Source organism: Microbacterium sp. XT11, from assembly GCF_001513675.1.
GTDB lineage: Bacteria > Actinomycetota > Actinomycetes > Actinomycetales > Microbacteriaceae > Microbacterium.
Genome location: NZ_CP013859.1, coordinates 1,408,622 through 1,433,038 on the forward strand (window position 1 = coordinate 1,408,622; position 24,417 = coordinate 1,433,038).

Sequence of the window (24,417 nt, forward strand, 5' to 3'; positions counted from 1 at the left end):
CTCAGTATGCCCCGCTCGGCTGCACCATGACCTTGGCGGTGCGCCACATGATCTGCAGATCGCTCATGACCGACCAGTTCTCCACGTAGCGGAGGTCGAGCCGCACGCTCTCGTCCCACGAGAGGTCGCTGCGTCCGGAGACCTGCCAGAGACCGGTGATGCCCGGCTTGATGTACAGGCGGCGGAAGACCGTGCCGTCGTAGGCCGTGACCTCGCTCGGAAGCGGCGGACGCGGGCCCACCACGCTCATGTCGCCGATCAGGACGTTCCAGAACTGCGGAAGCTCGTCGAGGGAGAGCTTGCGCAGCACCTTTCCGACGCGCGTGACGCGCGGGTCGTCCTTCATCTTGAAGAGCAGGCCGGCACCTTCGTTCTGCTCCTTGAGGGCGGCGAGCTGCTGCTCGGCATCCGTCTTCATGGAGCGGAACTTGACCATCTTGAACCGACGTCCGTCGCGCCCGACGCGCTCCTGGAAGAAGAACACGGGGCCCGGCGAGTCGAGCTTGATGAGCAGCGCGATGATCGGTGAGACGAGGGCGATCGGAATGAGAGCGACGGCGGCCACGACGATGTCGAGGGCGCGCTTGAGCAGGTGCCTTCCGCCCTCGTACGTCGGGATCTCCACCTGGATGAGCGGGAGCCCCTCGACGGGGGCGAAGGAGATCCGCGGCCCGGCGACGTCGGTGAGCCGGCTCGACAGCACGAGTTCGGATGCCGTGCCCTCGAGCTGCCAGCTCAGCTGCTTGATGAACTCGGGCTCTCCCTCGGGGCGGCTGGCCACGATGATCGTGTCGGCCCCGAGCTCGGCGGCGACGCTCGCGACGGTGTTGACGTTGCCGAGCACCGGGAACCGGGCTCCGTCGACCTCCACGTCGCGAGCGTTGCCGTCGAGCAGCGTCGCGCCGACAACCTGATAGCCCGAGGCTCCGATCGGGTGCAGGGTGCGGACGACGTACTCGACGTCGTCCTTGTTGCCGACGACGAGCGTGCGTGACGCGAACCGGCCGTGCGCGCGCTGCGCGCCCAGCCAGTTGCGCCACGCCCACCGCGTGATGAGCAGTGCGAGCAGCCCCGCGGGGAGCCCGACCAGCAGCGCAGGCTGCATGTGCTGCCAGCCGAGCACCACACTCACCATCGCGATGATCCCGAATGCGAGCCCGCTCGCGTGCACGACGCCGCGGTACTCGGTGGCGCTGGCGCGGAAGAGCGCTGCGTCCCGGGTGTGCAGCGCGCTGAGCGTCAGATACCAGAGCGAACCCAGCAGCACGCCGTCGCGCAGGGCCTCTTCCCCTGCGCTGCCGAGCATCAGCTGGATCGCTGCCGTGGCACCGACCGCGAACAGGATGACGGCAGCATCCGTGATCCGCAGTCGCATCCGGTAACGCCGCTCCCATTGGCGGCGTCGTTCCAGCGTCGCGGAGACGCGCGGTGCGACCACCGTGCGCGACGCCGGCTTGACGGCCCGCGGTGCGGCGACCGGCAGAAAGACCGAGCCCGTGCGAGCGATGCTCAGAGCATCCTCGACGGAGGTCATGCCGAGGCCTCGAGAGCCGTGAATGAACGCAGAATTCCCCAGTGCGTCATGATTTCCCCAGTTGTTCCCCAGATCACGAACCCCACGTTCGTGACAGTCGTCTGCATTCCCGACCCCTCGGGTCTTGCCGCTCACCGTGATCCCACATCACGGGTGCCTCCGCCATCCCACACGGCGGAGCTTGCAGCAAGCACTGCAGACTTTCCTCACTCTAGCGGATGGATGAACTCTTCGGAAGGTATTTCACACGTGTGGATGAACCAATATTCCGGAACGTTCACGTCCGGCGTCCTCGCGCACCGCTAGTCTGTCGCGCGTGAATGCGTCGATTTCGCCCCGGTTCCACCTGAGTCGCATGCTCCCGCGCGATCCGAACCAGCCGCACCGTGTCGCGAGTTCCCTCGAGCTGTTCTTCGACCTCGTCTTCGTCGTGGCGGTGAGCACGGCGGCAGTGCAGTTGCATCATGCGCTTGCCGAGGGTGACGTCGTCCACGGCATCACGTCGTACGCGATGGTGTTCTTCGCTATCTGGTGGGCCTGGATGAACTTCACCTGGTTCGCCACCTCGTTCGACACCGACGACTGGCTCTACCGCGTCACCACGATCGTGCAGATGGGCGGGGTGCTCGTGCTCGCGGCAGGCGTGCCGCGAGCGTTCCACGGCGACTTCCTGCTGCCGGTGATCGGCTACATCGTCATGCGCATCGCGATGATCGCGCAATGGCTGCGCGCGTCGCGCTCGGCCGGTGAGCGGTTGCGCGCTGCGACGATCCGCTACGCCATAGGCATCGCGGCGGTGCAGGTGCTGTGGGTGCTGTTCCTGCTCATCCCGACGGGCCCGCTCCAGCTCGCAGCCTTCGTCGCCTTCGCCCTCATCGAGATCGCCGTCCCCGTCTTCGCCGAGTACCGGCAGCAGACTCCGTGGCACCCGCACCACATCACCGAGAGGTACGGCCTGTTCACCCTCATCGTGCTTGGCGAGAGTCTGCTCGCCTCGGCGAACGGCATCATCGAGGCGATCGACAAGGTCGACTCGCTGGGACCGCTCATCTCGATCGCGGTGCTCACGCTCGTGGTCACGGCGTCGCTCTGGTGGATCTACTTCTGGCCGCCTCACCACCGGGCCATCACGACGTTCCGGCGGTCGCTGCGCTACGGCTACACGCACTACTTCGTCTTCGCCGCGGCCGGCGCGTTCTCGGCCGGCATCGAGGTGGAGCTCGACGTGCTCACCGGCCACAGCCACGTTTCTCCGGTCGCCGCGTCGCTCGCCGTGTCGATTCCGATCGCGATCTTCCTGATCGGGATCTGGTGGATCGCGATCCGAGGCAACGCCGACCGCGTGGTGAACACCGTCGTACCGGTGGGCGCGGCCCTCGTGCTGCTCGACCCCGTGCTGCCGATCCCCGTCGCGATCACGGCGCTCGTCATGGTGGCCATCGTCGTCGTGCTGGTCTGCCGGCCTCCCGTCGCGCGGGACGGCGACGCGCACGCCTGAGAGCTACGCGGAGGCGAGGATCAGCGCCTCGACAGCTCTACGCGGAGGCGAGGATCAGCCCCTCGCAGTGCGCGCGCAGCCGCTCCGCCGCGTCGGCGTCTCCTCGCAGCTGGCGGATGAGCGCATGCTGGAAGAGTCCGTCGACGAGGCCGTAGGCGCCCGCCGGCTCGAGGACCGCCGGTCGGCCGGTGAGCTGCGAGTACCGCTCGACGATCGCCCACACCATCTTCTCGAGCAGTTCGTCGATGCGCACGATCGTCTCCTCGAAGCCGGAGTCGAACATCGCCTGGTTGCGCAGGTCGTACCAGAGGCGGTGCATCGGTGCCTCGTTCCGCAGCGTCCAGGACATCTCCGCGGCGACGCGAGAGGCCAGCTCCTCGCCGCTCGTCGCGGTCGCGACGATGTCGTCGTACCGGCGGGCGCACGCCGACTTGTAGAGCCAGACCGATTCACCGACGAGATCGTCCTTGTCGGCGAAGTAGTAGTGCAGCGTTCCGTGCGAGAGGCCGGAGTGCTGCGCGATGTCGCGCAGGCCCGTGCGGGCGAAGCCGTGCTCGGCGATCGTCGCGAGCGCTGATTCGGCGAGCATCCGCCGACGCCGGGCGAACTTGTCGACGCTGCCCCGCGCTGCACGTTCTGCCACCGTGGTCATGTCCGCCTCCGCGACCCTGTTGTGCTGATCTTAGCCATGGGACGGCAGAAATGGGACAGTCGTTCGAGAAAATCTTGACAACTGTCCAGAATATTGCTGAACTGGAGGAGCCGGTCGAGAGCCCTGGTCCCCAGCCGGGGCATGCCGACATGCGATGCTTCGTCCGTGATCCCCAGTCGCGGACCCAGCGATGCCGGGCGACGACAATCGTCGCTCGGGCGATGAAGGGCGGATGCGGAGAGCATCCGCCCTTTCTCGTCTGTGCGGCGCCGGCGACTTGCTCATAGGGACCCCATAGCCGGTCCAGAGAATCCTGATCGACGGCCACGGAAGCATGATGACGACAAGCCGCCCGTTCGAGAGGAGCCGCGCATGAGCCGCATCCCGGAGCCCATCCAGACCCCGCAGGGTCCTGCCTATCAGGGGCGCCTGCTCGATCACCCCGACGAGGAGGTCGTCGATCAAGGAGCGTCGTTCGACATCCGCACCCTCATCAGCCGCCGAGGGGTGCTGAGCCTCGCCGGTCTCGGTGTCGGCGCGGTGGTCCTGGCGGCCTGCGCCCCGTCGACGAGCGGCGGGTCGGGCGCCACCGCGACGCCGTCGTCCGGGTCGGATTCCACGTCGACCACGGCGAGCGGAGAGATCCCCGATGAGACGGCGGGACCGTACCCCGGAGACGGGTCGAACGGCCCCGACGTGCTGGAGGAATCGGGCATCGTGCGCCGTGACATCACCACCTCCATCGACGGATCCGCGACCGCCGACGGCGTCCCGCTCACGATCGAGTTCCAGATCCTCGACATGGCCAATGATGACGCGCCCTTCGCCGGCGTCGCCGTGTACGCCTGGCACTGCACGGCGCAGGGCGAGTACTCCCTCTACTCCGAAGGGCTCGAGGACGTGACGTTCCTGCGCGGCGTGCAGGTCACCGACGCCGACGGCCGGCTCTCGTTCACCTCCGTGTACCCGGGGTGCTACTCGGGGCGCTGGCCGCACATCCACTTCGAGGTCTACCCTGACGTCTCCGCGATCACCGACTCCACGGCCGCGATCGCCACCTCTCAGATGGCGATGCCGGAGGAGGCCAGCACGGCGGTGTACGCCACGTCGGCGTACAGCGGCTCCGCGCAGAACCTGGCCGGGGTCACGCTCGACGGAGACAACGTGTTCGGCGACGACGGCGGCGCCTCGCAGCTCGCGACGATCACGGGTGATGTCAGCACCGGATACACGGCGTCGCTCGTGGTCCGGGTCGACACGCGCACGACGCCGACGGCGGGTTCGGCGCCCAGCGGCGGCCAGGGTGGCGCCGGCGGGGGAGGGCAGCCCCCTGCCCGCTGACGGCGTGGTCCGGCTCACCGGTGGCACGGTCCGAGTGGTTGGCGTGGTAGTCTGAAGGAGCAACGTGTGCGTTTCGCCCCCTCTCGGCCGCCGCGTCGCCACTGATCAGGGCCATCCACGGACCACGCACATCGACGCGCGCGGCATCCGCCCTCGATCTCCCGATCGCGGAGCGCGCGTGCGCCCGCCACAGAGCAATGAGCATGACCATGAGCAGTACCACCATCCCTTCCTTCGACCCGCTGACCTGGAAACAGGCCGACCTCGACGTGCACGTCGCGACGCGAGACGGCGAGTTCGCCGGCTTCGTCGAGTTCGACGGCTCCGCGTACGTCGTCCGCGACAACCGCGGCACCGAGATCGGTGCGTTCCCGACGCTCGACGACGCCTTCCGTGCGCTCGAGGAGGTGCAGACGACCGCGCGCCGTCCGCACACCACCTTTCCGCTGAGGCTCCCGCGCGTGCTGCGGCGCCGCCCGCGCCGTGCCAGCGCCTGAGCGGGGCAGCCGCGTAAGACGCAGACGCAGAAGAGGGACGTGAGCGGTCGACCGCTCACGTCCCTCTTCTCGTCCGCTGCTCAGCGCGTGATGTTGTCGTCGGCCTCGACCACGTCGATCGTGATCTTGCCGTCGATCGTGGCCGTGTCGTCGTCGACGAGCTCGTCTTCGAGCACCTCCTCACCGAGGAACACATCGGAGGGCTCTGCCTCGATGACCTCGGCCTCGAAGGTCTCGACCTCGTCGTCGACCTCGATCTCGTCGTCGACGACCATGTCGTCTGCCGCTGCGACCTCGGCGCTCACATCGCCGTCGACGTCGTCGGACGAGGGTGCGAAGGCCTCGTCGGCCGACACCGCCGCTGCCGCCGCGCCCGTCGTCGGCGCGGTTGCAGCCGCCTCGTCGCTGAAGATGCCGTCGGGGCGGATGAGCTCACGCACCTCGGCCATGAAGCTCGCGAGCTGCTGCTGCTGCCAGCGCAGCTTGCGGGCGTGGTCCTCGGCGTCGCGCAGCACGGTCGTCGTGTGCGACGTGACGGAGTCGACGATCTTCTGCGCCTTCACACGCGCGCGCTCGAGAGTCTCGCGGGCGCGCACCTGCGCATCCGCTTCGATCGCCGCCGCCTGGGTGCGCATCAGGCGCTCGTAGTCGTCCGCCTTCGCGGAGATCCGCTGCGCGTGCTCGAGCGAGGCCGCGACCTGCTCGTTGGCATCGGTCGTGATGCGCTCCGCGTGCGCGACCGCCTGGTTGTGCAGCACGAGGAACTCCTGCTGCGCGTCGTCCTGGCGACGGGTCAGGGTCTCTTCGAACTCCAGCACGCGTGCGTTCATCTCGCGCACCTCGCGCTCGGCGTCGGCGCGGAGCTGGGCGGTCTCCCGCGTCACGAGAGAGCGCAGGGCGGCCGCGCCCTTCTCGGCCTCGGTGCGGATGGCCGTGGCCTCCTGGGTCGCCTGGTGCACCTTCTCGGCGGCGTGCGCGGCCTCGCGCTCGATGGTGGCCTGATGCGCCGTGTACTCCGTCTCGATCTTCAGCCGCACCTGGTCGGCGTCGTGCTGAGCCTGGGCGATGATGCGGGCTGCGTCGGCTTCGGCCTCGGCGCGCTGCGCCGTGACCTCCTCGCGGGCCGCGGCCATGAGCCGGTCGGCCTGCACGGCGGCGTTCTGGATGAGCACGTTGGCCTGCTCCTCGGCGACACGGAGGATCGCCTCGAACTGCTCACGCGACGGGGCGTCCTCGCCCTCAGGGCGAGGGGCGTCGACGAGCTCGTTCGTGAGGGTGGTCACCCGCTGCTCGGCGTCTGCCGCCTGCGCCTTGGCCGCCGCGAGCTCCGACTCGAGGACCTCGCGGGCCTGGCGCTCTTCGGCACGGATGGCCTCGACCTGGTCTTCGTGACGCGCTTCCGCGTCGGCGAGGTCGGCCTTCAGCTGCTGCAGCTGGTTGCGCAGCGCGCTGAGAGCCGCGTCGACCTCGCCCTTGTCGTACCCGCGGAACGAGGCGGTGAATCCGCCGGTGTGCTCGCGCGGGGTCTCGTCGATGAGCTTGTCGAAGAAGTCGTTGTCGGCGGGCGTTTCGCTCATGGGTCGGCCTTTCTGGTGGGGCCGTGGCGCAGACCGGTCGGTGGGGCCGCGCAGGCCGAAGGATGAGGGGGCTGACGCACCGCGACGACGCGCGGTGGTGCTGCGAACAGCCTAGCCGGGACGGCGGCGGCGTGCGCTGTCAGTGATGGCGCGCGATCGCGGCGATGACGGCGATCATGTCGTCGTGTGGTCGGTCGGTCGCGGCATCAGCGAACAGCGCGCGGCACACCGCCATGAGGGGGTGCGGGATGCCGGCCTCCACGGCTGCGTCCTCGACGAGCGCCGCGTTCTTCAGCACGTCGGAGATCGCCGCCTGTGCGGAGAAGTCCCCGTCGAGCAGCTTGGCCGACTTGCCGCGCGACACGACGGAGGCCATGGGGCCGGCGTCGAGGACCTGCTGCAGGACACGTGCGTCTGCACCGGTGGCCTGCGCGAAATGGAAGGCCTCGGCGAGGCCGGTGACCATCGTGATGAGGAACGTGTTGACGGCGAGCTTCATCCCCAGCGCCGCGGGGACCTCGCCGCACATCACACGCTGGGCGCACATCGCGTCGATCACCGGCGCGATCTCGTCGACGGCATCCGACGCGCCGGCGAGCATCGCCACGAGCGTGCCTTCGGCGGCCGGTCCGCGCGAGCCGGACACGGGAGCCTCGACGTATGAGCCGCCCGCCGCCGCGATGTCGTCGGCGAGCGCCCGCGAGAAGGCCGGTCGGAAGGTGCCCATCTGCACGGTGACGCGGTCACGCATGAGGTCTGCGAATCGGTCGGTGCCCCGGCCGAGGACCTCGTCGACCGCCTCCTCGTCACGGAGCATGAGCACGACGACGCGGTTGCGGGCGTACAGCTCGTCGACGGTGGCTGCCGCTGCGGCGCCGTCGAGCGACTTCGGCGTGCGGTTCCACGTCGTCACGGCGAAGCCGGCGCGTACGAGGTTGGCGGCCATCGGCATCCCCATGATGCCGAGTCCGATGAACCCCACGTTCACGAGCCGCCTCCGCGATCGGCATCCGTCTCCGTTTCGGCGGTCGCGAGCACCCATACCGGAGGGTCGCCGTCGCGGCGTGCATAGTGCAGCTGCGGTCCGGGGGACGAAGCGACGCCCTGTGTTGCGGCGCCCGACGCGACGTGAGTCTTGATCTGCTCCCAGAACTCGGGATTCTGCGGCGTGCCCAGCAGCTCTCTCGTCCGCGCGACTTCGAGCCGGGTGCCCTGTGCGGTCGAGACGAGCCGGGCGACCGCGTCGTCGGGTTCGACGAACCGGATGCCGTACCCGCCGTCGCCGCGTGCCGTGAGCATGCGGGGGTGCTGGAGCGCGACCCTGTCGACGATCTCGCGTGCGACCGTGTCCGGCGCGTGGAGCAGCAGGGAGGAGCCGAGCGCCGCGAGAGCCTCGTCGGTGCGCGACGACGAGATCGCCCGACCGGTGCTCGCGGCGGCCCGCTGCGACGAACCGCGGGTCCAGCGCGGAAGGACGAGCGCCAGCACGATCACGGCGATGATGATGCCGGCGAAGAGCAGAGGGGAGTCCACGCGCCCAATCTACGACGAGGCGCAGGGTGAGCCCATCATGCGATGGGTGCACGTGCTCTCCGGGACGCGCCTACTCCCCGGGGAGCAGGACGGCCGTCTCCCGGGAGCGGATCCGGCTGTCGGAGGCGGGGGATAGCATCGGGGGATGCCGGAGCCGCCGCCCGTCGCAGACCGCGCAACGCCCCCGTGGTGGACGCGTCGTGCGGCGCTGGTCATGCCCGTCGTCGTCTCGCTGTTCGTGCAGGTCCCGGCATCCGTGTGGGGACTCGCGCGGCTGCACCCCCAGATCGGCTGGCCCGCCGTGGTGCACGTGCTCCTCGCCGTCGCAGCGCCCCTGACGCTCCTCGCAGCCCGGCGTGCTCCGGGGGCCGTCGTCGTGGCCGTGACCGCGATGGCCGTGGCCGACGTCTTCCTCACTCCTGTGTACGGCCCGCCGTTCGTGTCGCTCGGCTTCGCCATCATCGGCGCCGTCGTGCGCGGGGCGGCGGTGTGGGCCGCGGCATCCGTCGTCGTCGGCTGGGCGACGGTGCTGCTCGTCGCGTCGTTCGGCGCACGCGAGTGGCCGCCGCCTGTCGTGGTGCTCGCCACGATCGCGCTCGCGGCCTGCTTCGCCGTCGGCGGATTCGCGCGTGCCCGCCGCGCGCGCATGGAGGCCCTGCGCGAAGAGGCGGCCCGCGAACGGCAGACCGCGGAGCAGCGGGAACGTGTGCGCATCGCCCGCGAGCTGCACGACGTGCTCGGTCACTCGCTGTCGCAGATCTCGGTGCAGGCGGGTGTCGGCCTGCATCTGTTCGACCGCGACCCGGAGCAGGCCAGGGCCGCGTTGGCGCACGTCAAGGAGACCTCGAAGCAGGCGCTCGACGAGGTGCGTGCGGTGCTCGGCGTGCTGCGCGAAGGGGAGACCCCCCTCACGCCGGGGTTCGGCCTGGCGGAGCTGCCGCGGCTCGTGCACGGCGCGGCGGGCGGCGCGGTGCAGACGGGGCTCGACGACCGGCTCGGCGGCGACCTGCCAGACCGTGCCACCCAGCTCGCGGCGTACCGCATCGTGCAGGAGGCGCTCACGAACGTGGTGCGGCACTCGGGCGCGAGCCGTGCGCGGGTGACGCTGGAGCGTTCGCACGATGCCCTGCGGATCGGCGTCGTCGACGACGGCCGGGGCACCACGGAGTCCGAGGTCGCCGCGTCAGGCGGACGGGGAGTGCTCGGGATGCAGGAGCGTGCGGCCCTGCTGGGAGGAAGGGTGGACGTGCGCAGACGGACCGAGGGCGGCACGGAGGTCGCGGCGACCTTGCCGTGGCGCGCCGACGGGCACAGGGACGAGGCATGATCCGCGTGGCGCTGGCCGACGACCAGCTGCTGGTGAGGGCGGGGTTCCGTGCGCTGCTCGACGCGGAACCCGACATCGAGGTCGTCGCCGAGGCGTCGACGGGTCAGGAGCTGCTGGCGCGCATCCGCGAGGCGCCGGTCGATGTCGTGCTGATGGACATCCGGATGCCGGACGGCGACGGGCTCTGGGCGACCGAGCAGATCGCCGCTGATCCGTCGCTGTCGGGCGTGCATGTCGTGATCGTGACGACGTTCGAGCTCGACGAGTATGTGGTGCGGGCCGTGCGGGCGGGCGCGGCCGGGTTCCTCGTGAAGGACACGGAGCCGGCCGACCTCGTGCGGGCGGTGCGCGCGGTCGCCGCGGGGGAGGCGCTGCTGTCGCCGGGCGTGACGAAGCGGCTGCTCGAACGCATGGCGGTGGGGCTGAGGGAGGCGCCGGAGCGCGACGAGCTCGCGGCGATCACCGAGCGCGAGCGGGAGGTGCTGACCCTCGTCGGTCTCGGCCTCACGAACGAGGAGATCGCGGAACGGCTGTTCCTGAGTCCGCTCACGGCCAAGACGCACGTGTCGCGCATCATGACGAAGCTGCACGCTCGCGACCGCGTGCACCTCGTAGTGCTCGCCTACGAGACCGGGCTCGTGGCGCCGGGCTGGCAGTAGCGCGGGCTCGTGGCGCCGGGCTGGCCGTAGCGGGGGCGTACTCCCAGCGGAGCATCCGCAGTGTCCCCTCCGGCCGGATTCGCTCGCGGCGTGCGAAGACGAGGCTGATGTGCACCGGCCGAGACGCGGCCGGAGTTGAGAGAAGGATGCACATCATGCTCACCACTGTCGCGGCTACGGCCGCAGAGCACCTCGGCCACTGGGGCGGCGCGCCGTTCTGGCCGTTCTTCGTCTTCTTCCCGCTGACTCTCCTGCTCATCGCGGGGTTGATCTTCGCGCTCGCGACCCGGCGCCGTCGTGCGTACGGACCGCCGTGGTCGCAGGGCGGCTGGGGAGGTTCGTCGACTCCGGGACGCAGCGCCGAGCAGGTGCTGGCCGAGCGGTTCGCCAAGGGCGACATCGACGAGACGGAGTACCGCGCCCGCCTCGAGGTCCTCCGCGCCAACCGCCCCGAGTCCTGACCCCCACCCGCACACCGCTCCGGTATGAGTTGTGGTCGGAAAATCGGCCATTTTCCGACCACAACTCATACCGGAGCAGGGGGCGTCTAGGGTGGAGCGGAGCCTTGGGAGCGAGGAGACAGGATGCAGACGATCGGCGTGCTCGGCGGCATGAGCTGGGAGTCGACGCTGGAGTGGTACCGCCTCGCGAACGAGCGGGTGCGCGAGCGTCTCGGCGGTCACCACTCCGCTCGCATCGTGCTCGACTCCGTCGACTTCGCCGAGGTCGAGGAGATGCAGGCGAAGGGCGAGTGGGATGCCGCGGGCGACCTCCTCGTCGCGCGTGCGAAGGCACTGGAGAGCGCGGGAGCGGAGCTGCTCGTCCTGTGCACGAACACGATGCACATCGTGGCGGACCGGATCGAGGATGCCGTCGGCATCCCGTTCCTGCATATCGGCGACGTGGCCGCGCTCGCCGTGACGCGCGCGGGTCTGTCTCGCGCCGGCCTGCTCGGCACGGCGTTCACGATGGAGCAGTCCTTCTACCGTGACCGCCTGGCGTCGCACGGCATCGAGGCGATCATCCCGGATGCCGTCGACCGCGAGGCCGTGCACCGCATCATCTACGACGAGCTCGTGCACGGGCAGATCCGCGAGGAGTCTCGGCAGAGGTACCGCGAGATCATCGGGCGGCTCGTCGACCGAGGTGCCGAGGGCATCATCCTCGGATGCACCGAGATCGAGCTGCTCGTGACGGCGGACGATTCCCCGGTGCCGGTGTTCCCCACCACGGCGTTGCACGTCGAGGTCGCGGTGGACCGGGCGCTCGCGGGGGAGTAGCGGGATCGGCTCCCGCATGGCGGTTGATAATTTTGTCAACCTGGGATGGCGTGGCGCACAGCGAGGCGACCGCGCCTGTGGCGCGTACCGTCGAACGGCTCCCTGCACGTGAGCGGCAGTTGCTGCAGGCCATGGCGGGGCTTCCTGCCGCCCAGCGCACTCTCACCCGCATCGCGCAGGACATGGGGCTCAACGAGACCGCGGATGTCGGGCCCGACCCCGCAGCGCCTGGACACCGTGCGCGGCATCATCGATCGTGGCAAGCCCTGCCGGTTTCGCCACCGGGCCGTGGCGGCGTATCTCACGAGCGAGTGGCCGAATGCGTGAGCGAGGCGCTCGTGTTCGCCGGCTCCATGGCCGTTCGTCGATGCGCATATCGCGCCACCACGGCAAAGCAAACCCCCGCGACGTAGAAGCTAGGCGAGGGTTTCTGGAACCGTTGTAACGACGGTTCTTGTGGCCGCGACGGGCGCCGATCCCGTGACCTCACGATTTTCAGTTGGATACGGCAGGGGCTCGTTGGTCGCCGTTTGCCGCGTGATTCCGTGGAAGTCGTCGTGGCTGGTCGCGGCTGGTTGGGGATAGTTGCAGTGGAGCTACCGGCACGGAACCGGCACAGAGAACGCCCGAACACCCAGCGCTGGATAGGATCTGCGTGAGTGTCGTGTCGTACGCAGCGTAGCTAGGAGAAGCATGGCCGAGTCGAAGGCATCAGCCCGCCAACGCCCGCGACTGGTGGGGAAAGACGACGAGCTGAGTCTCTCGGTCAGCGGTTATAAGGCGATCCGTGATGAGATGACTCTCCGAATCGCGCCGCTAACGATCATCGCGGGTGCGAATAGCGCAGGCAAATCCAGCTTCATGCAGCCGTTCCTTCTCATGAAGCAGACGCTTGATTCTGCTTTCGATCCCGGCCCGCTGCTCCTGCACGGACCAAATGTTAGAGCGACTGATAGGTCGCAGATTCTTAGCCGAGGAAAGTCGCGCAGCGACGTGGTGCAACGGTTCTCGGCCGGGATGAAGACGCCTAGAGACTCGCGGAAGGTCACTTTCGGTATTGACGGGCTCGATCTGGTGATCGAAACTGACGAGATTGGTGAAGACGGGCAGATCATTCGTCTGGCTGAGCCTTTGCGAAAGTCCGATGAGAAGGTGCTAAAGCAGCGGTTCGCCGACCTTGCGCAACGGTACCTGCGCGTCTTGAGGGACACCGAGGCGCACGGCGCCGACAGTTGGGGCTTCGATGTAGTCAGGAATCGTTGCTTTCTCGACCTCACTCTGGATCTGGGTGTAGGTGACAGGCGCTTTGGCATTAGCGTCAGCGACGAATTGACAGACGACCGGAGGTGGGTCGATCTTCTCCGCGGAATAATTCACGTGCCCGGTCTACGTGGGAATCCTGAGCGATCGTACAGTCGCTCGGCCGTGGGGTCCACGTTCCCTGGAACCTTCGATACCTATGTGGCCAGCATCGTGTATCAGTGGACCGAGAAAGATCGCACCCGTCTTGACCGCTTGTCACGACAACTTGAAGAGCTCGGGCTTACGTGGAAGCTGACGGCCCGGCGGCTCAACGATGCGTCCATCGAACTCTTGGTCGGTCGTACTCAACATGCTCAGCAAGGTGGAGCGAATGATGTGGTGAGCGTTGCAGATGTCGGATTCGGAGTAAGTCAGACGCTCCCCGTGCTCGTCGCGCTCCTCACAGCCAAGCCTGGACAGATCGTCTATCTCGAGCAGCCCGAAATTCATCTTCATCCAAAAGCTCAGTTGGTCTTGGCGGCGATTCTCGTTGAAGCCGCGGGCCGCGGAGTGCGTGTAGTCGCAGAGACGCACAGCTCACTTGTGATTCGAGGTATTCAGACAGCGGTCGCCGAACGTCAGCTCCAGCCAAATGACCTCTCCTTCAACTGGTTCGGTCGCGATGCCCTCACAGGTTTCCAGACCATCACCACAGCGAACGTTGATGAAGCGGGACGTTTTGGGGATTGGCCATTGGACTTCGACGACGTCTCTCGTGAGGCCGATTGGGCCTACCTCGATGCTGTTGAAGAGCGCGAAACTGGCGGAAGATGACACAGCTCATCGCTCACATCGTGGTCGATGCGTCAATCGCTCGAAGTGCCTCCGATCCCGCCAGGCATCCGGTGACAGTCGCCTGTCTTTCGTTTGCGCGCTTACTCGAAAAGAAGAGTTGCTCGACGGGGGCAATCATGACTCCCGCGCTTCAAGACGAGTGGAGACGTCATGCGTCGCGCATGATGACGTCATGGCTCGTGTCGATGGAGCAGCGTGGGAGAGTCCGCAGAGAGAAGGACCGTGTCGTGCGTGACTTGCGTGTGGCAGTCAAGACCATCTCGAACGAGGGTATTCGTGTCGCGATCGAGAAGGACCTCCATCTGAGCGAAGCCGCTGTGCTGCACGGTGTGCCGGTCGCATCGCTTGATGACAGGCAACGCCGATTCCTGAAGAGCCTCTCGGAGGCGTATCCGACGGCTGGACGAATTCAGTGGCTCAATCCTGCGACCGATTCGGGCTGGGAGACTTGGCTCGAGGGCGGGTGCAGCGATACACAGAGCTACCGCACGTCCGACGCCTGAGGACGCGCGACAGCCGAGGAGCGCCCGGAGCGCAGCGGAGCGAGGACCGTCCTCGGCGGCGACGGTGTAAGGAAGTGCAGCACGCAGTTCGACGTCTCAGCGCGGAGTGACTCGATCGTCTCTTGCCGGGACTCGAGGCGCACGTCCGCTGTGTCGAGTTCCTGGGACAGTGCGTCGATCGTTGCGTCGCGGTGTGCGATTGTGCCGTCGCGGTCCGCGAGCTGGATAAGCGCGGGTAAAGCGACGACCTCGGCGCCTACCAAAGCGACGCCTAGATTGATTAATGCGGCTCGTTAGCCGCGCGGTCCGGTTGGATGAGTTGCTCATGCCCGCCAGTGTCGCTGGGGCAACCGACATCCTTACCGGCACAAAACCGGCACAACATCTCCGAGTGCCCGTCTAGCTTCGCTCCGCTCGCTGGACGATCGGGGACAGGAGACGGGTTGCATCGCGCTGTGCTCGCACAACGAACGGGGACGGAAACCGCCTCTCACCAGGGCAAAGCAAAACCCCCGCGATGTAGAAGCTACGCGAGGGTTTCTGGAACCGTTGTAACGACGGTTCTTGTGGCTCCGACGGGCGTCGATCCCGTGACCTCACGATTTTCAGTCGTGCGCTCTACCAACTGAGCTACAGAGCCGTGCGACCGGCGAACCTGTCGCATCTAGACGAAAGGCCTCCTCGAAAGAAGGCCCGTCGCTTAGAGCGACCCTGACGGGACTTGAACCCGCGACCTCCGCCGTGACAGGGCGGCACGCTAACCAACTGCGCTACAGGGCCATACTTGTTTTCAATTGTATCGGACGGAGTGACCCCAACGGGATTCGAACCCGTGCTACCGCCGTGAAAGGGCGGCGTCCTAGGCCGCTAAACGATGGGGCCGAAGTCTGTCCCGGAGGACTTCCTTGCCGACGATCAAGCATAAGGGATGCGGAAGGCAAATCGCGAATCGAGGGCGAGTCTTCTTCCTCCCGGGCGTGTTCGGGAGCACGATGGAGGGGGTCGGCCGTGCCCGGAGGCCCTCCCGAGACCCTGTTGCGGATGTGAAAGTTGTTGTTAGTGTGGCATCTGTGAAACCGGCGGAAGGGGCCGTGTGAACGACAAGCTCTCCCTCGCGGATGCTGCAGCTGCGGCATCCGCGGAATGCGGCTGCGCTCCCAGCGCCGCCGAAAGCCGCGCCTTCTGGAAGAACGGCAGTCTCAGCCGACGCGGCGCGCTCGGTCTCGGCGCTCTCAGCGTCGTCGCGCTCAGCGCGTTCGGCGTCACCTCCAGCGTCTCCGCCGCCTACGCCGCGAACTACCCGAGCTGGGACGACGTGCAGCGCGCGATGGCCAGCGAGTCGGCCAAGGCGGCAGAGGTCACCCGCATCCAGGGCCTGATCGACGGACTCACGCAGCGCGTGGCCGAGACGCAGGCTGCCGCCGAGGTTGCGACCAACGAGTTCTACGAGGCCCAGCAGGCGTTCTTCGACGCCGCCATGAAGGCCGACCAGCTGCAGGCGCAGGCCGACGCGCAGGCCGCACTCGCCGACGAGTCCACTCGCAAAGCCGCGCAGGTCGCCGCGCAGCTCTACCGCAACGGCGGCGACGACACCGCGCTCGAGCTGTTCTTCACGGGCTCCGCCGACAACGCCGACGAGCTGCTGTCGCGCCTCGGCTCGATGGACAAGCTCTTCGAGTACAACCAGTCGGTCTACGACAAGGCCGTCAAGGCGCGCGACTCGGCGCAGTCGCTCAGCGACCAGGCCGTGGTCGCCCGCAACGAGCGTGACCGCCTGCAGCAGATCGCCGAGCAGAAGATGGTCGAGGCGCAGGCCGCCGCGGACGCCGCACAGGCCGCCCTCGACGAGCAGACTGCGAACCTCGCCACCATGCAGGCGCAGCTCGCCGCCCTCAAAGACGCCACGGCCACCACGGTCGCCGGCTACCAGGAGGGTGTGCGCGTCGCCGAGGAGGAGCGCCGTCGCCGGGAGGCGGCAGAGGCGGCAGCGAACGCGGGCGGCAACAGCGGCGGCGGAGGAACCCCGGGAACCGGCGGGGGGGTGCGCCCGCACGGCGGCCACCGCAGCTCCGGATACGGCGCGCGTCCCGCTCCGTGCCGCGGATGCTCCACGTTCCACTACGGCGTCGACCTCGCGAACGGCTGCGGCGCAGCGATCTACGCCGCCCACTCCGGCACCATCGACTACGCGGCCCGCAACGGCGGCTACGGCAACTACATCCGCATCCAGCACGGCGGCGGCGTCGGCACCGGCTACGGGCACATCCGCGACGGAGGCTTCGCGGTCCGCCGCGGCCAGTGGGTCGAAGCCGGTCAGGTCATCGCGTATGCGGGCAACACCGGCAACTCCGCCGGCTGTCACCTGCACTTCGAGGTCTACATCAACGGCCGCACGGTCAACCCGATCGAGTTCATGGCGCAGCACGGCGTCTCGGTCTGATTCCGAGGCACCGCAGCCCCACCGCACGCGAAGACCCCCGGCCCGCTCAGCGGAACCGGGGGTCTCGTGCGTCGGATGCGGGTCAGTGGCCCTGCTCGGCGAAGCGGGCGATGGCCTCGTCGAGGATGCGCTGCGCCTCAGCGGCGCCGGCCCACTCGTCGACCTTGACCCACTTGTTGGGCTCGAGGTCCTTGTAGTGCTCGAAGAAGTGCGCGATCTCGCTCTTCGTGTGCTCCGGGATGTCGTCGATGTCGTGGATGTGCGCCCAGCGCGGGTCCTTCGACAGCACGGCGACCAGCTTGTCGTCGCCGCCGGCCTCGTCGCTCATGCGCAGCACCGCGACAGGACGGACGTTCACGACGACGCCCGGGTAGATCGGGTGGTCGAGCAGCACCAGCACGTCGAGCGGGTCGCCGTCCTCGCCGAGCGTGTTGTCGAAGTAGCCGTAGTCGGCCGGGTAGCCGAACGTCGTGTAGAGCACACGGTCGAGGTGGACTCGTCCGGTCTCGTGGTCGACTTCGTACTTCACGCGGCTGCCGCGCGGGATCTCGATGACGGCGTCGTGTGCGCCCATGCGTGTGCTCCTCAGAATGACGGTTGGATGCCGCGCACTAGCCTACTCGGGGCGTCCACCGGTCGTGTCTTCGCCCTGTCGCGGCGCCAGGCGCGTGAGAAGACGGTCGATGAGCGTCGACAGCGCTCCCGTGAACACGAGGACGAGCAGCGCCAGGTACCCCTGCGGGCCGACGGCCACAGCGATCGCGAGCGCGACGGCGAACAGGACGATCGCGGAGATGTCCGCCGCGGCTCCGTGCCGGATGCGCGCGGGCGCCGCCGTGGTGAGCTCCGGATGCCGCAGCAGATGCACGCGGGCCGCGAGCGACGTGACCTGCGTGAGGATGAGTGTGCCGATGTACAGCACCTGCTGCAGCGGATCGGTGTCCATCTGGCCGACCATCGCGGTCGGGACCGGCAACCACACGATCGTGGCGAGCCAGGCGATGTTCCACCAGAGCAGCGCACGAGTCATCGCGGTCACCTCGTCGTACTGTCTGTGGTGACCCATCCAGAAGTTCGCGATGAGCAGGAAGCTGAGCGCGAAGCTGAACAGCTGCCCGGCGTGCTCCTGCAAGAACTCCAGCGTGTCGATCCGAGCCGATGCCGCCTCCCCGACGGACTCCATGAGGGGGAGGATCAGGAGCGTCATCGCGATCGCCACGACCGCATCGACGAACGCCTTGAACCGCTCCGTCTTGTAGGACTGGGTGCTGGTGCGATCTGCCACGGCGCCAGACTAGTCCCCGCATCCCCCAGGCTGCGCCGCACGCGCTCACGCGGCGGTGCCCTAGCGTGGAGATGTGCCGTCGCTCTCACCTGCCGTCGCCGAGGTCCGTCTCGCCGTGCGCACCGCCCTCGCAGACCTGCCCGAAGGATCGACCGTCGTCGTCGCCCTCTCGGGCGGTCCTGACTCCCTCGCTCTCGCCGCCGCCACGGCGTTCGAGGCGCCTAAGCTCAGGCTGCGGGCGGCCTCGCTCACCGTCGACCACGGACTGCAGGACGGATCGGATGCCGTCGCCCAGCGTGCCGCGAAGACCGCTGCCGGGCTCGGGCTCGACGCGCTCGTGGTGCGGGTCGACGTCGGCACGGACGGCGGACCGGAGGCTGCGGCACGCGACGCCCGCTACAGCGTGCTCCGCGATGCGGCATCCGATGTGCACGCCGCGGCCGTCCTTCTGGGCCACACGCTCGACGACCAGGCCGAGACCGTGCTGCTCGGTTTGGCCAGGGGATCGGGTGCCGCGAGTCTGCAGGGCATGGCTCCCGCGCGGCGCGACGACGACGACGGCCTGCGCTGGGTGCGACCGCTGCTGGGCGTGCGGCGGGCGACCACCCGTGCGTTCTGCGAGGCGTCGGGCCTCGAGGTGTGGGACGACCCGCACAACGTCGAGCCCCGCTTCGCGCGCGTCAGGGTCCGCGAGCGGGTGCTCCCGGTGCTGGAGGCGGAGCTGGGGCCGGGGATCGCCGAGGCTCTCGCCCGCACGGCCGAGCAGCTGCGCGAGGACGCCGAAGCGTTCGACGAGATGATCCACGAGACCATCGAGGACATCGTCGAGCACGCCGAGGCCGGGATCTCGGTGAGCGCGGCCGCCCTCGCCGCTAACCCGGCCGCGCTCCGCAACCGCATCATCCGGCTCGTGGTCGACAGCGAGTTCGGCGTGAGCCTCACACGTGCGCAGACGGTCGAAGTGGCGCGCCTGGTCACGGACTGGTCGGGGCAGGGCCCCATCGACCTGCCCGGATGCTCGGCGTCGCGCATCGGCGGACGCATCGTCTTCACGGCGTCCGCGCGCTGATCCGCCCCGCCTTCGGGCGATCATGCGCAAGGTACGGTGCCGGTTCTTCCGGATGCCTTGTGCCGTGTCAGAACCGCTCGTGCTCGACGTGGCGCAGCTGCGGGATCAGGCGCACGGCTGACGCGGTGCTCGCCGCACGCGACGGCCCCCCGCATCCTGGGCCGGTTCTGACCAGGATGGGGGGCGCCGTCGTGCAGTGGGGGCGTTACCTCTTGCCGCCGAGCAGGCCGCCGAGGATGTCGCCGATTCCGCCACCGGAACCGCCGTTCCCACCGCCCAGAAGGCCACCGAGGATGTCACCAAGGCCGCCGCCGGAGCTGGACCCGCCGCCGTTCCCGCCGCCGAGCAGGCCGCCGATGATGTCGCCGATGCCACCGCCCGATGAGTCGGCCGACTCCTTCTTGTTCTTGTTCGCGTTCGCGATGAGTCCCATGATGATCGGCGCGAGGATGGGCAGGAGCTTGCCGAAGTCGATACCAGCCGTCTCCTTCGACGTCGTGAGCTTCTCGGTGACGTGCTTCTGGTCGGCACCGAGGATGTGCGACACGATCTTGCCGCCGTCCTCCTGATCGACGTCGTCGACGCGCGACGCGCCGGTCGTGCCCTCGTGCTTCCTCAGCGCGTTCTCGATCGCGGACGACCCTTCAGCCGTCGACGCGTTCTTGGCCAGCCCGCCCAGGAGCACGGCGCCGCCCTGCTCCACGGCAGCCTTGGCGACGTCACGCGAGACGCCGAGCTTCTCGGCGATGTCGTCGATGGGGACCTGGCTGAGGATGTCGTCGAGGGCCATGGGGTTCCTTCCGTTCGCGGCGCATGCGCCTCCTTCCGCACACAGTACTGCCGAAGAGGTGGCCGACGACATCCTCGGGGCCGACACATCGCCGCGCGTCGCCGTCTGACCGGATGCCGTGTGCCGCGGCATCCGGTCGTGTCGCCTAAAATCGATCCATGCGCGCCGCGGACATCCAGGACGACCTTGCCCAGATCCTCGTCACGGAGGAGGAGATCCGCGCCAAGCTCGATGAGCTCGCCGCGCAGGTCGCGGCCGACTACGAGGGCAAGGACCTGCTCCTCGTCGGTGTCCTCAAGGGCGCCATCATGGTGATGGCCGACTTCGCGCGGGCACTGCCGTTCCACGCACCCATGGACTGGATGGCGGTGTCGAGCTACGGGGCCAGCACGAAGTCCAGCGGTGTCGTGCAGATCCGCAAAGACCTCGACACCGACCTGCACGGCAAGCACGTGCTGATCGTCGAGGACATCATCGACTCCGGCCTCACACTGAGCTGGCTGCTGGAGAACTTCGAGTCCCGAGGCGCCGAGTCCATCGAAGTGCTGGCGCTCCTGCGCAAGCCTGAGGCGGCGAAGGTCGAAATCGACTGCAAGTACGTCGGGTTCGACATCCCCACGGAGTTCGTCGTCGGCTACGGCCTCGACTACGCGGAGCGTTACCGCAATCTGCGCGATGTCGCGGTGCTCGCCCCGCACGTGTACTCCTGATCCGTCGCCGAACCCTCTCCTGGGCCCGAACGCACGCGTGCCGTCGCCCGCTACGCCGTGGGTGAACGCACAGCAGCCACCAAGCGCTCCCGCGATACGCTGATCCGACCATGGACGTGAAGAAGCTCACCCGGAATCCGCTGATCTACGTGGCCCTGATCGGTCTGCTGCTGTTCGGCGGCTTCCTGCTGATCTCCACCCTCGGCGCGCCCAAGCAGATCACCACGCAGGAGGGCCTGAAGCTCCTCGCCGGCCAGACGGTGACCGAGGTCGTGAACACCGACGGCGATCAGCGCGTCGACATGACCCTCTCCAAGCCCTACGAGGGTGCCGAGGCCGTGCAGTTCTACTACGTCGAAGCCCGCGCCGCCGACGTCGTGAAGGCGATTGACGAGGCGAACCCCAAGGAGGGTTTCAACGACGCCGTGCCGCGCGCGACCTGGTTCGACGGCTTCCTCTCGCTGCTGCTTCCGATGCTGTTGCTGGGCCTGCTGTTCTGGTGGCTGCTCTCGTCGATGCAGGGCGGCGGCGGCAAGGTCATGCAGTTCGGCAAGTCCAAGGCCAAGCTCGTCAACAAGGAGACGCCGACCGTCACGTTCGCCGACGTCGCCGGCGCCGACGAAGCGATCGAGGAGCTCCACGAGATCAAGGAGTTCCTGCAGGACCCGGCGAAGTTCCAGGCGATCGGCGCACGCATCCCGAAGGGTGTGCTGCTGTACGGCCCTCCGGGAACCGGCAAGACGCTCCTCGCCCGCGCCGTCGCAGGCGAGGCGGGCGCCCCCTTCTACTCGATCTCCGGTTCCGACTTCGTCGAGATGTTCGTCGGCGTCGGCGCCTCCCGTGTGCGCGACCTGTTCAACCAGGCCAAGGAGAACGCCCCGGCGATCATCTTCATCGACGAGATCGACGCCGTCGGCCGTCACCGTGGCGCCGGACTCGGCGGCGGCAACGACGAGCGCGAGCAGACCCTCAACCAGATGCTCGTCGAGATGGACGGCTTCGACCCGAACGCGAACGTCATCGTGATCGCGGCGACCAACCGTCCCGACATCCTCGACCCGGCTCTGCTGCGCCCCGGCCGCTTCGACCGCCAGATCGGCGTCGACGCCCCCGACCTCAAGGGTCGCCAGCGCATCCTCGAGGTGCACGCCAAGGGCAAGCCCCTCTCGAAGAGCGTCGACCTCGAGGTCGTCGCCCGCAAGACCCCCGGGTTCACGGGCGCCGATCTCGCGAACGTGCTCAACGAGGCCGCGCTGCTCACCGCGCGCTCCAACGCGCAGCTCATCGACAACCGTGCGCTCGACGAGGCGATCGACCGCGTCATCGCCGGTCCGCAGCGCCGCACCCGCGTGATGAAGGACAAGGAGAAGCTCATCACGGCGTACCACGAGGGCGGCCATGCCCTCGCCGCCGCCGCGATGAACCACACCGACCCCGTCACGAAGATCACCATCCTCCCTCGCGGCAAGGCCCTCGGCTACACGATGGTGCTGCCGCTCGACGACAAGTACTCCGTCACCCGCAACGAGCTGCAGGATCAGCTGACGTACGCCATGGGCGGTCGCGTCGCCGAGGAGATCGTCTTCCACGACCCGACCACGGGCGCATCCAACGACATCGAGAAGGCGACCTCGATCGCCCGCAAGATGGTCATCGAGTACGGCATGACCACCGAGGTCGGTCCGGTCAAGCTCGGCTCGGAGGGCGGCGACATGTTCGTCGCGCGCGACATGGGCCGCGGACGCGAGTACTCCGAGAAGGTCGCCGAGCGCGTCGACGCCGAAGTGCGCGCCCTCATCGAGCAGGCGCACAACGAGGCCTATCAGGTCATCAGCGAGAACCGTGAGATCCTCGATCGCCTCGCTCTCGCGCTGCTGGAGGAGGAGACGCTCGACCACAACCGCATCGCGGAGATCTTCCAGGACGTGAAGAAGCTCCCGGAGCGTCCGCTCTGGCTCTCCAGCGAGGACCGTCCGGTCTCCGACCTGCCGCCGATCGAGGTGCCCAAGCGCGACGTGTCGCTCGCCGCGTCGGTCGAAGCACCTGCCGCCACGCCTCGTACGCAGTCGGGCGCGGCCGGCGCCGGCCACGCGCGCCCCGCGACGGCCTGACCATGGCCGTCGACCGGGAACGGGTCGCACGGCTGACCCGCGAACTGCTCGAAGCGATCGGCGAGGAACCCGAGCGCCCTGGGCTGCGCCAGACCCCCGCCCGCATGGCCGACCTGTACTCCGAGTTCTTCTCGGGCGTGGGAGAGGACCCCGGCGCACCCCTGGCGCACACGATCAGCGTGACCCGTGGTCCCGCCCCGGACACGCTGCCCTCGGGGGCCGTGCTCCTGCGCGACATCCGGTTCCGTTCCGTGTGCGAGCATCATCTGCTGCCTTTCGCGGGCCGCGCGCACATCGCCTACCTCCCCGGTGAGCAGGTGGTCGGTCTCGGAGCGCTCGTGCGGGTCGTCGAGATCCTCGCCGCACGGCCGCAGGTGCAGGAGCGGCTCGGCGAGCAGATCGCCGACGCCATCGCGGAGCACCTCGACACGAGGGGAGTGCTCGTCGTGCTCGATGCGACGCACGGATGCGTGACGATGCGCGGAGGACGACAGCCGGAAGCCTCCATGCTGACGATCGCGGCGCGCGGTGCCTACACGGATGCCGTGAGCCGCACCGAGCTCATCGCGCTCATCAGTACCGGCGGCGGATCGAGCGCCGATCCGGGGGTGGCCGCGTGGCCCGGTGACGGCGCGGGGACGGCCGCTCCGTGACCGCGATCTGGGGCATCGTCAACGTCACGCCCGACTCGTTCAGCGACGGCGGCCGCTTCCTGGCCGCGGACGACGCCGTCGCGCACGGGCTCCGGCTGCGCGCAGAGGGGGCGTCTGTGCTCGACATCGGCGGCGAGTCGACACGACCCGGTGCCGAGCGCGTGAGCCCCGAGGTCGAGCAGGCTCGCGTGATCCCCGTGATCGAACAGCTCGCCGAAGCCGGAGTGCCGGTGAGCATCGACACCCTCAACGCGTCGACCGCGGCCGCTGCCGTGCGGGCGGGAGCGCGCATCGTCAACGACGTGTCCGGCGGGCTCGCCGACCCCGAGATGCGGGCGGCCGTCGCCGAGTCCGGCGCCGACTACGTGATCGGGCACTGGCGCGGATTCTCCTCCGACATGTACGCGCGCGCCGAGTACCGCCGTGTCGCGCGAGAGGTCGCGGGGGAGCTTCAGGAGCGGATCGGTGAGGCCGCGGCATCCGGCATCGCCCCGTCGCGTCTCATTGTCGACCCCGGGATCGGCTTCGCCAAGGCAGGGGCGCAGAACTGGGACGTGCTGCGGGGTCTCGACGAGATCGTCGCACTCGGGCCGCGCGTGCTCGTCGGCACGTCGCGCAAGCGGTTCCTCGCCGAGACGCTGCAGCGCACGGCCGGCGGCGAGACCGCCGACCTCGCCGGGGTGTCGACGGAGCGGCGCGATCTCGCGACCGCTGTGACCAGTGCCCTCGCCGCGCGGGCCGGCGCATGGGCGGTGCGCGTGCACGACGTGGCGGCGACGCGCGATGCGCTCGCGGTGGTGCACGCCTGGGACGGTGCCTGAGGCGAGGCCGTCCCCCTGTCACCATGGCCGGAACGTACCC

At 68.6% G+C, this 24,417-nt stretch carries 23 protein-coding genes and 3 tRNA genes; 15 read left to right on the forward strand and 11 right to left on the reverse strand.

Features of this window, described 5'->3' with window-relative positions:
* Position 1: 1 nt before the first annotated feature.
* Positions 2-1,534 carry a sugar transferase gene (locus tag AB663_RS06470; RefSeq protein ID WP_067196953.1) on the reverse strand — a complete coding sequence of 511 codons (1,533 nt, stop codon included), beginning with the start codon at positions 1,532-1,534 and terminating at the stop codon, positions 2-4.
* A gap of 355 nt (positions 1,535-1,889) precedes the next feature.
* On the opposite strand from AB663_RS06470, the gene AB663_RS06475 reads away from it, so the two are divergent.
* The gene (locus AB663_RS06475) at positions 1,890-3,032 is read left to right on the forward strand and encodes a low temperature requirement protein A (RefSeq protein ID WP_067196956.1); all 1,143 of its coding nucleotides are present in this window, start codon (positions 1,890-1,892) and stop codon (positions 3,030-3,032) included.
* Positions 3,033-3,069: 37 nt separating this feature from the next.
* Here AB663_RS06475 and AB663_RS06480 read toward each other — a convergent pair whose 3' ends face one another.
* Positions 3,070-3,684 carry a TetR/AcrR family transcriptional regulator gene (locus AB663_RS06480; RefSeq protein WP_067196960.1) on the reverse strand — a complete coding sequence of 205 codons (615 nt, stop codon included), beginning with the start codon at positions 3,682-3,684 and terminating at the stop codon, positions 3,070-3,072.
* 372 nt (positions 3,685-4,056) lie between these two features.
* Here AB663_RS06480 and AB663_RS06485 point away from each other — a divergent pair, with 372 nt between their 5' ends.
* Together AB663_RS06485 and AB663_RS06490 are read left to right on the forward strand one after the other, a co-directional pair.
* Complete coding sequence (locus tag AB663_RS06485) at positions 4,057-5,025, forward strand: intradiol ring-cleavage dioxygenase (RefSeq protein ID WP_067196963.1); 969 nt, start codon at positions 4,057-4,059, stop codon at positions 5,023-5,025.
* A 209-nt stretch (positions 5,026-5,234) separates the two neighbouring features.
* Entirely contained in the window at positions 5,235-5,522 is a 288-nt protein-coding gene (locus AB663_RS06490) for a hypothetical protein (RefSeq protein ID WP_157540944.1), read from the forward strand.
* A gap of 80 nt (positions 5,523-5,602) precedes the next feature.
* Here the strand turns inward: AB663_RS06490 and AB663_RS06495 are convergent, their stop codons facing one another.
* From AB663_RS06495 to AB663_RS06505, 3 genes are all read right to left on the reverse strand, one after another.
* Entirely contained in the window at positions 5,603-7,099 is a 1,497-nt protein-coding gene (locus AB663_RS06495; RefSeq protein WP_067196969.1) for a cell division initiation protein, read from the reverse strand.
* 139 nt (positions 7,100-7,238) lie between these two features.
* The gene (locus AB663_RS06500) at positions 7,239-8,087 is read right to left on the reverse strand and encodes an NAD(P)-dependent oxidoreductase (RefSeq protein ID WP_067196972.1); all 849 of its coding nucleotides are present in this window, start codon (positions 8,085-8,087) and stop codon (positions 7,239-7,241) included.
* On the reverse strand, positions 8,084-8,632 hold the full coding sequence (locus tag AB663_RS06505) for a hypothetical protein (protein ID WP_067196975.1): 549 nt from the start codon (positions 8,630-8,632) through the stop codon (positions 8,084-8,086). The genes AB663_RS06500 and AB663_RS06505 overlap by 4 nt, the downstream gene beginning before the upstream one ends.
* A gap of 145 nt (positions 8,633-8,777) precedes the next feature.
* On the opposite strand from AB663_RS06505, the gene AB663_RS06510 reads away from it, so the two are divergent.
* From AB663_RS06510 to AB663_RS17135, 6 genes are all read left to right on the forward strand, one after another.
* Positions 8,778-9,959: a sensor histidine kinase gene (locus tag AB663_RS06510; RefSeq protein ID WP_067196978.1), complete on the forward strand. Its 1,182-nt coding sequence runs from the start codon at positions 8,778-8,780 to the stop codon at positions 9,957-9,959.
* Positions 9,956-10,618: a response regulator transcription factor gene (locus AB663_RS06515; RefSeq protein WP_067196982.1), complete on the forward strand. Its 663-nt coding sequence runs from the start codon at positions 9,956-9,958 to the stop codon at positions 10,616-10,618. The genes AB663_RS06510 and AB663_RS06515 overlap by 4 nt, the downstream gene beginning before the upstream one ends.
* Before the next feature lie 155 nt (positions 10,619-10,773).
* Positions 10,774-11,079, forward strand: coding sequence for an SHOCT domain-containing protein (locus AB663_RS06520; protein ID WP_157540947.1), 306 nt, complete (start codon positions 10,774-10,776; stop codon positions 11,077-11,079).
* Positions 11,080-11,202: 123 nt separating this feature from the next.
* Positions 11,203-11,898, forward strand: coding sequence for an aspartate/glutamate racemase family protein (locus AB663_RS06525; RefSeq protein ID WP_067196988.1), 696 nt, complete (start codon positions 11,203-11,205; stop codon positions 11,896-11,898).
* Between the two features lie 693 nt (positions 11,899-12,591).
* Complete coding sequence (locus AB663_RS16840) at positions 12,592-13,974, forward strand: AAA family ATPase (protein ID WP_083511142.1); 1,383 nt, start codon at positions 12,592-12,594, stop codon at positions 13,972-13,974.
* Positions 13,971-14,498, forward strand: coding sequence for a hypothetical protein (locus AB663_RS17135; RefSeq protein WP_157540949.1), 528 nt, complete (start codon positions 13,971-13,973; stop codon positions 14,496-14,498). Before AB663_RS16840 ends, AB663_RS17135 begins: the two co-directional genes overlap by 4 nt.
* Before the next feature lie 567 nt (positions 14,499-15,065).
* Here AB663_RS17135 and AB663_RS06545 read toward each other — a convergent pair.
* The 3 genes from AB663_RS06545 to AB663_RS06555 all read right to left on the reverse strand — a co-directional run bounded on the left by AB663_RS06545 (position 15,066) and on the right by AB663_RS06555 (position 15,380).
* Positions 15,066-15,138: transfer RNA gene (locus tag AB663_RS06545), tRNA-Phe, on the reverse strand.
* Positions 15,139-15,204: 66 nt separating this feature from the next.
* Positions 15,205-15,278: transfer RNA gene (locus AB663_RS06550), tRNA-Asp, on the reverse strand.
* A 29-nt stretch (positions 15,279-15,307) separates the two neighbouring features.
* Positions 15,308-15,380: transfer RNA gene (locus AB663_RS06555), tRNA-Glu, on the reverse strand.
* 211 nt (positions 15,381-15,591) lie between these two features.
* Here AB663_RS06555 and AB663_RS06560 point away from each other — a divergent pair.
* Complete coding sequence (locus tag AB663_RS06560) at positions 15,592-16,938, forward strand: M23 family metallopeptidase (RefSeq protein ID WP_067197002.1); 1,347 nt, start codon at positions 15,592-15,594, stop codon at positions 16,936-16,938.
* 82 nt (positions 16,939-17,020) lie between these two features.
* On the opposite strand, the gene ppa is transcribed toward AB663_RS06560, so the two are convergent.
* On the reverse strand, positions 17,021-17,512 hold the full coding sequence (gene ppa / locus AB663_RS06565; RefSeq protein WP_067197005.1) for an inorganic diphosphatase: 492 nt from the start codon (positions 17,510-17,512) through the stop codon (positions 17,021-17,023).
* Between the two features lie 42 nt (positions 17,513-17,554).
* Entirely contained in the window at positions 17,555-18,223 is a 669-nt protein-coding gene (locus AB663_RS06570) for a TMEM175 family protein (RefSeq protein WP_067197008.1), read from the reverse strand.
* A 73-nt stretch (positions 18,224-18,296) separates the two neighbouring features.
* On the opposite strand from AB663_RS06570, the gene tilS reads away from it, so the two are divergent.
* Positions 18,297-19,292 (forward strand): tRNA lysidine(34) synthetase TilS, encoded by a 996-nt coding sequence (gene tilS / locus AB663_RS06575; protein ID WP_067197011.1) that lies wholly within the window; start codon positions 18,297-18,299, stop codon positions 19,290-19,292.
* Positions 19,293-19,497: 205 nt separating this feature from the next.
* On the opposite strand, the gene AB663_RS06580 is transcribed toward tilS, so the two are convergent.
* Positions 19,498-20,082 (reverse strand): DUF937 domain-containing protein, encoded by a 585-nt coding sequence (locus AB663_RS06580; protein WP_067197013.1) that lies wholly within the window; start codon positions 20,080-20,082, stop codon positions 19,498-19,500.
* A 158-nt stretch (positions 20,083-20,240) separates the two neighbouring features.
* Here AB663_RS06580 and hpt point away from each other — a divergent pair, with 158 nt between their 5' ends.
* From hpt to folP, 4 genes are all read left to right on the forward strand, one after another.
* Positions 20,241-20,792 carry a hypoxanthine phosphoribosyltransferase gene (hpt, locus tag AB663_RS06585; RefSeq protein WP_067197017.1) on the forward strand — a complete coding sequence of 184 codons (552 nt, stop codon included), beginning with the start codon at positions 20,241-20,243 and terminating at the stop codon, positions 20,790-20,792.
* A gap of 110 nt (positions 20,793-20,902) precedes the next feature.
* Positions 20,903-22,903, forward strand: coding sequence for an ATP-dependent zinc metalloprotease FtsH (gene ftsH, locus AB663_RS06590; protein WP_067197020.1), 2,001 nt, complete (start codon positions 20,903-20,905; stop codon positions 22,901-22,903).
* A gap of 2 nt (positions 22,904-22,905) precedes the next feature.
* The gene (gene folE, locus AB663_RS06595; protein WP_067197024.1) at positions 22,906-23,556 is read left to right on the forward strand and encodes a GTP cyclohydrolase I; all 651 of its coding nucleotides are present in this window, start codon (positions 22,906-22,908) and stop codon (positions 23,554-23,556) included.
* Complete coding sequence (gene folP, locus AB663_RS06600; protein ID WP_067197027.1) at positions 23,553-24,377, forward strand: dihydropteroate synthase; 825 nt, start codon at positions 23,553-23,555, stop codon at positions 24,375-24,377. The genes folE and folP overlap by 4 nt, the downstream gene beginning before the upstream one ends.
* The last annotated feature ends 40 nt before the right edge of the window (positions 24,378-24,417 follow it).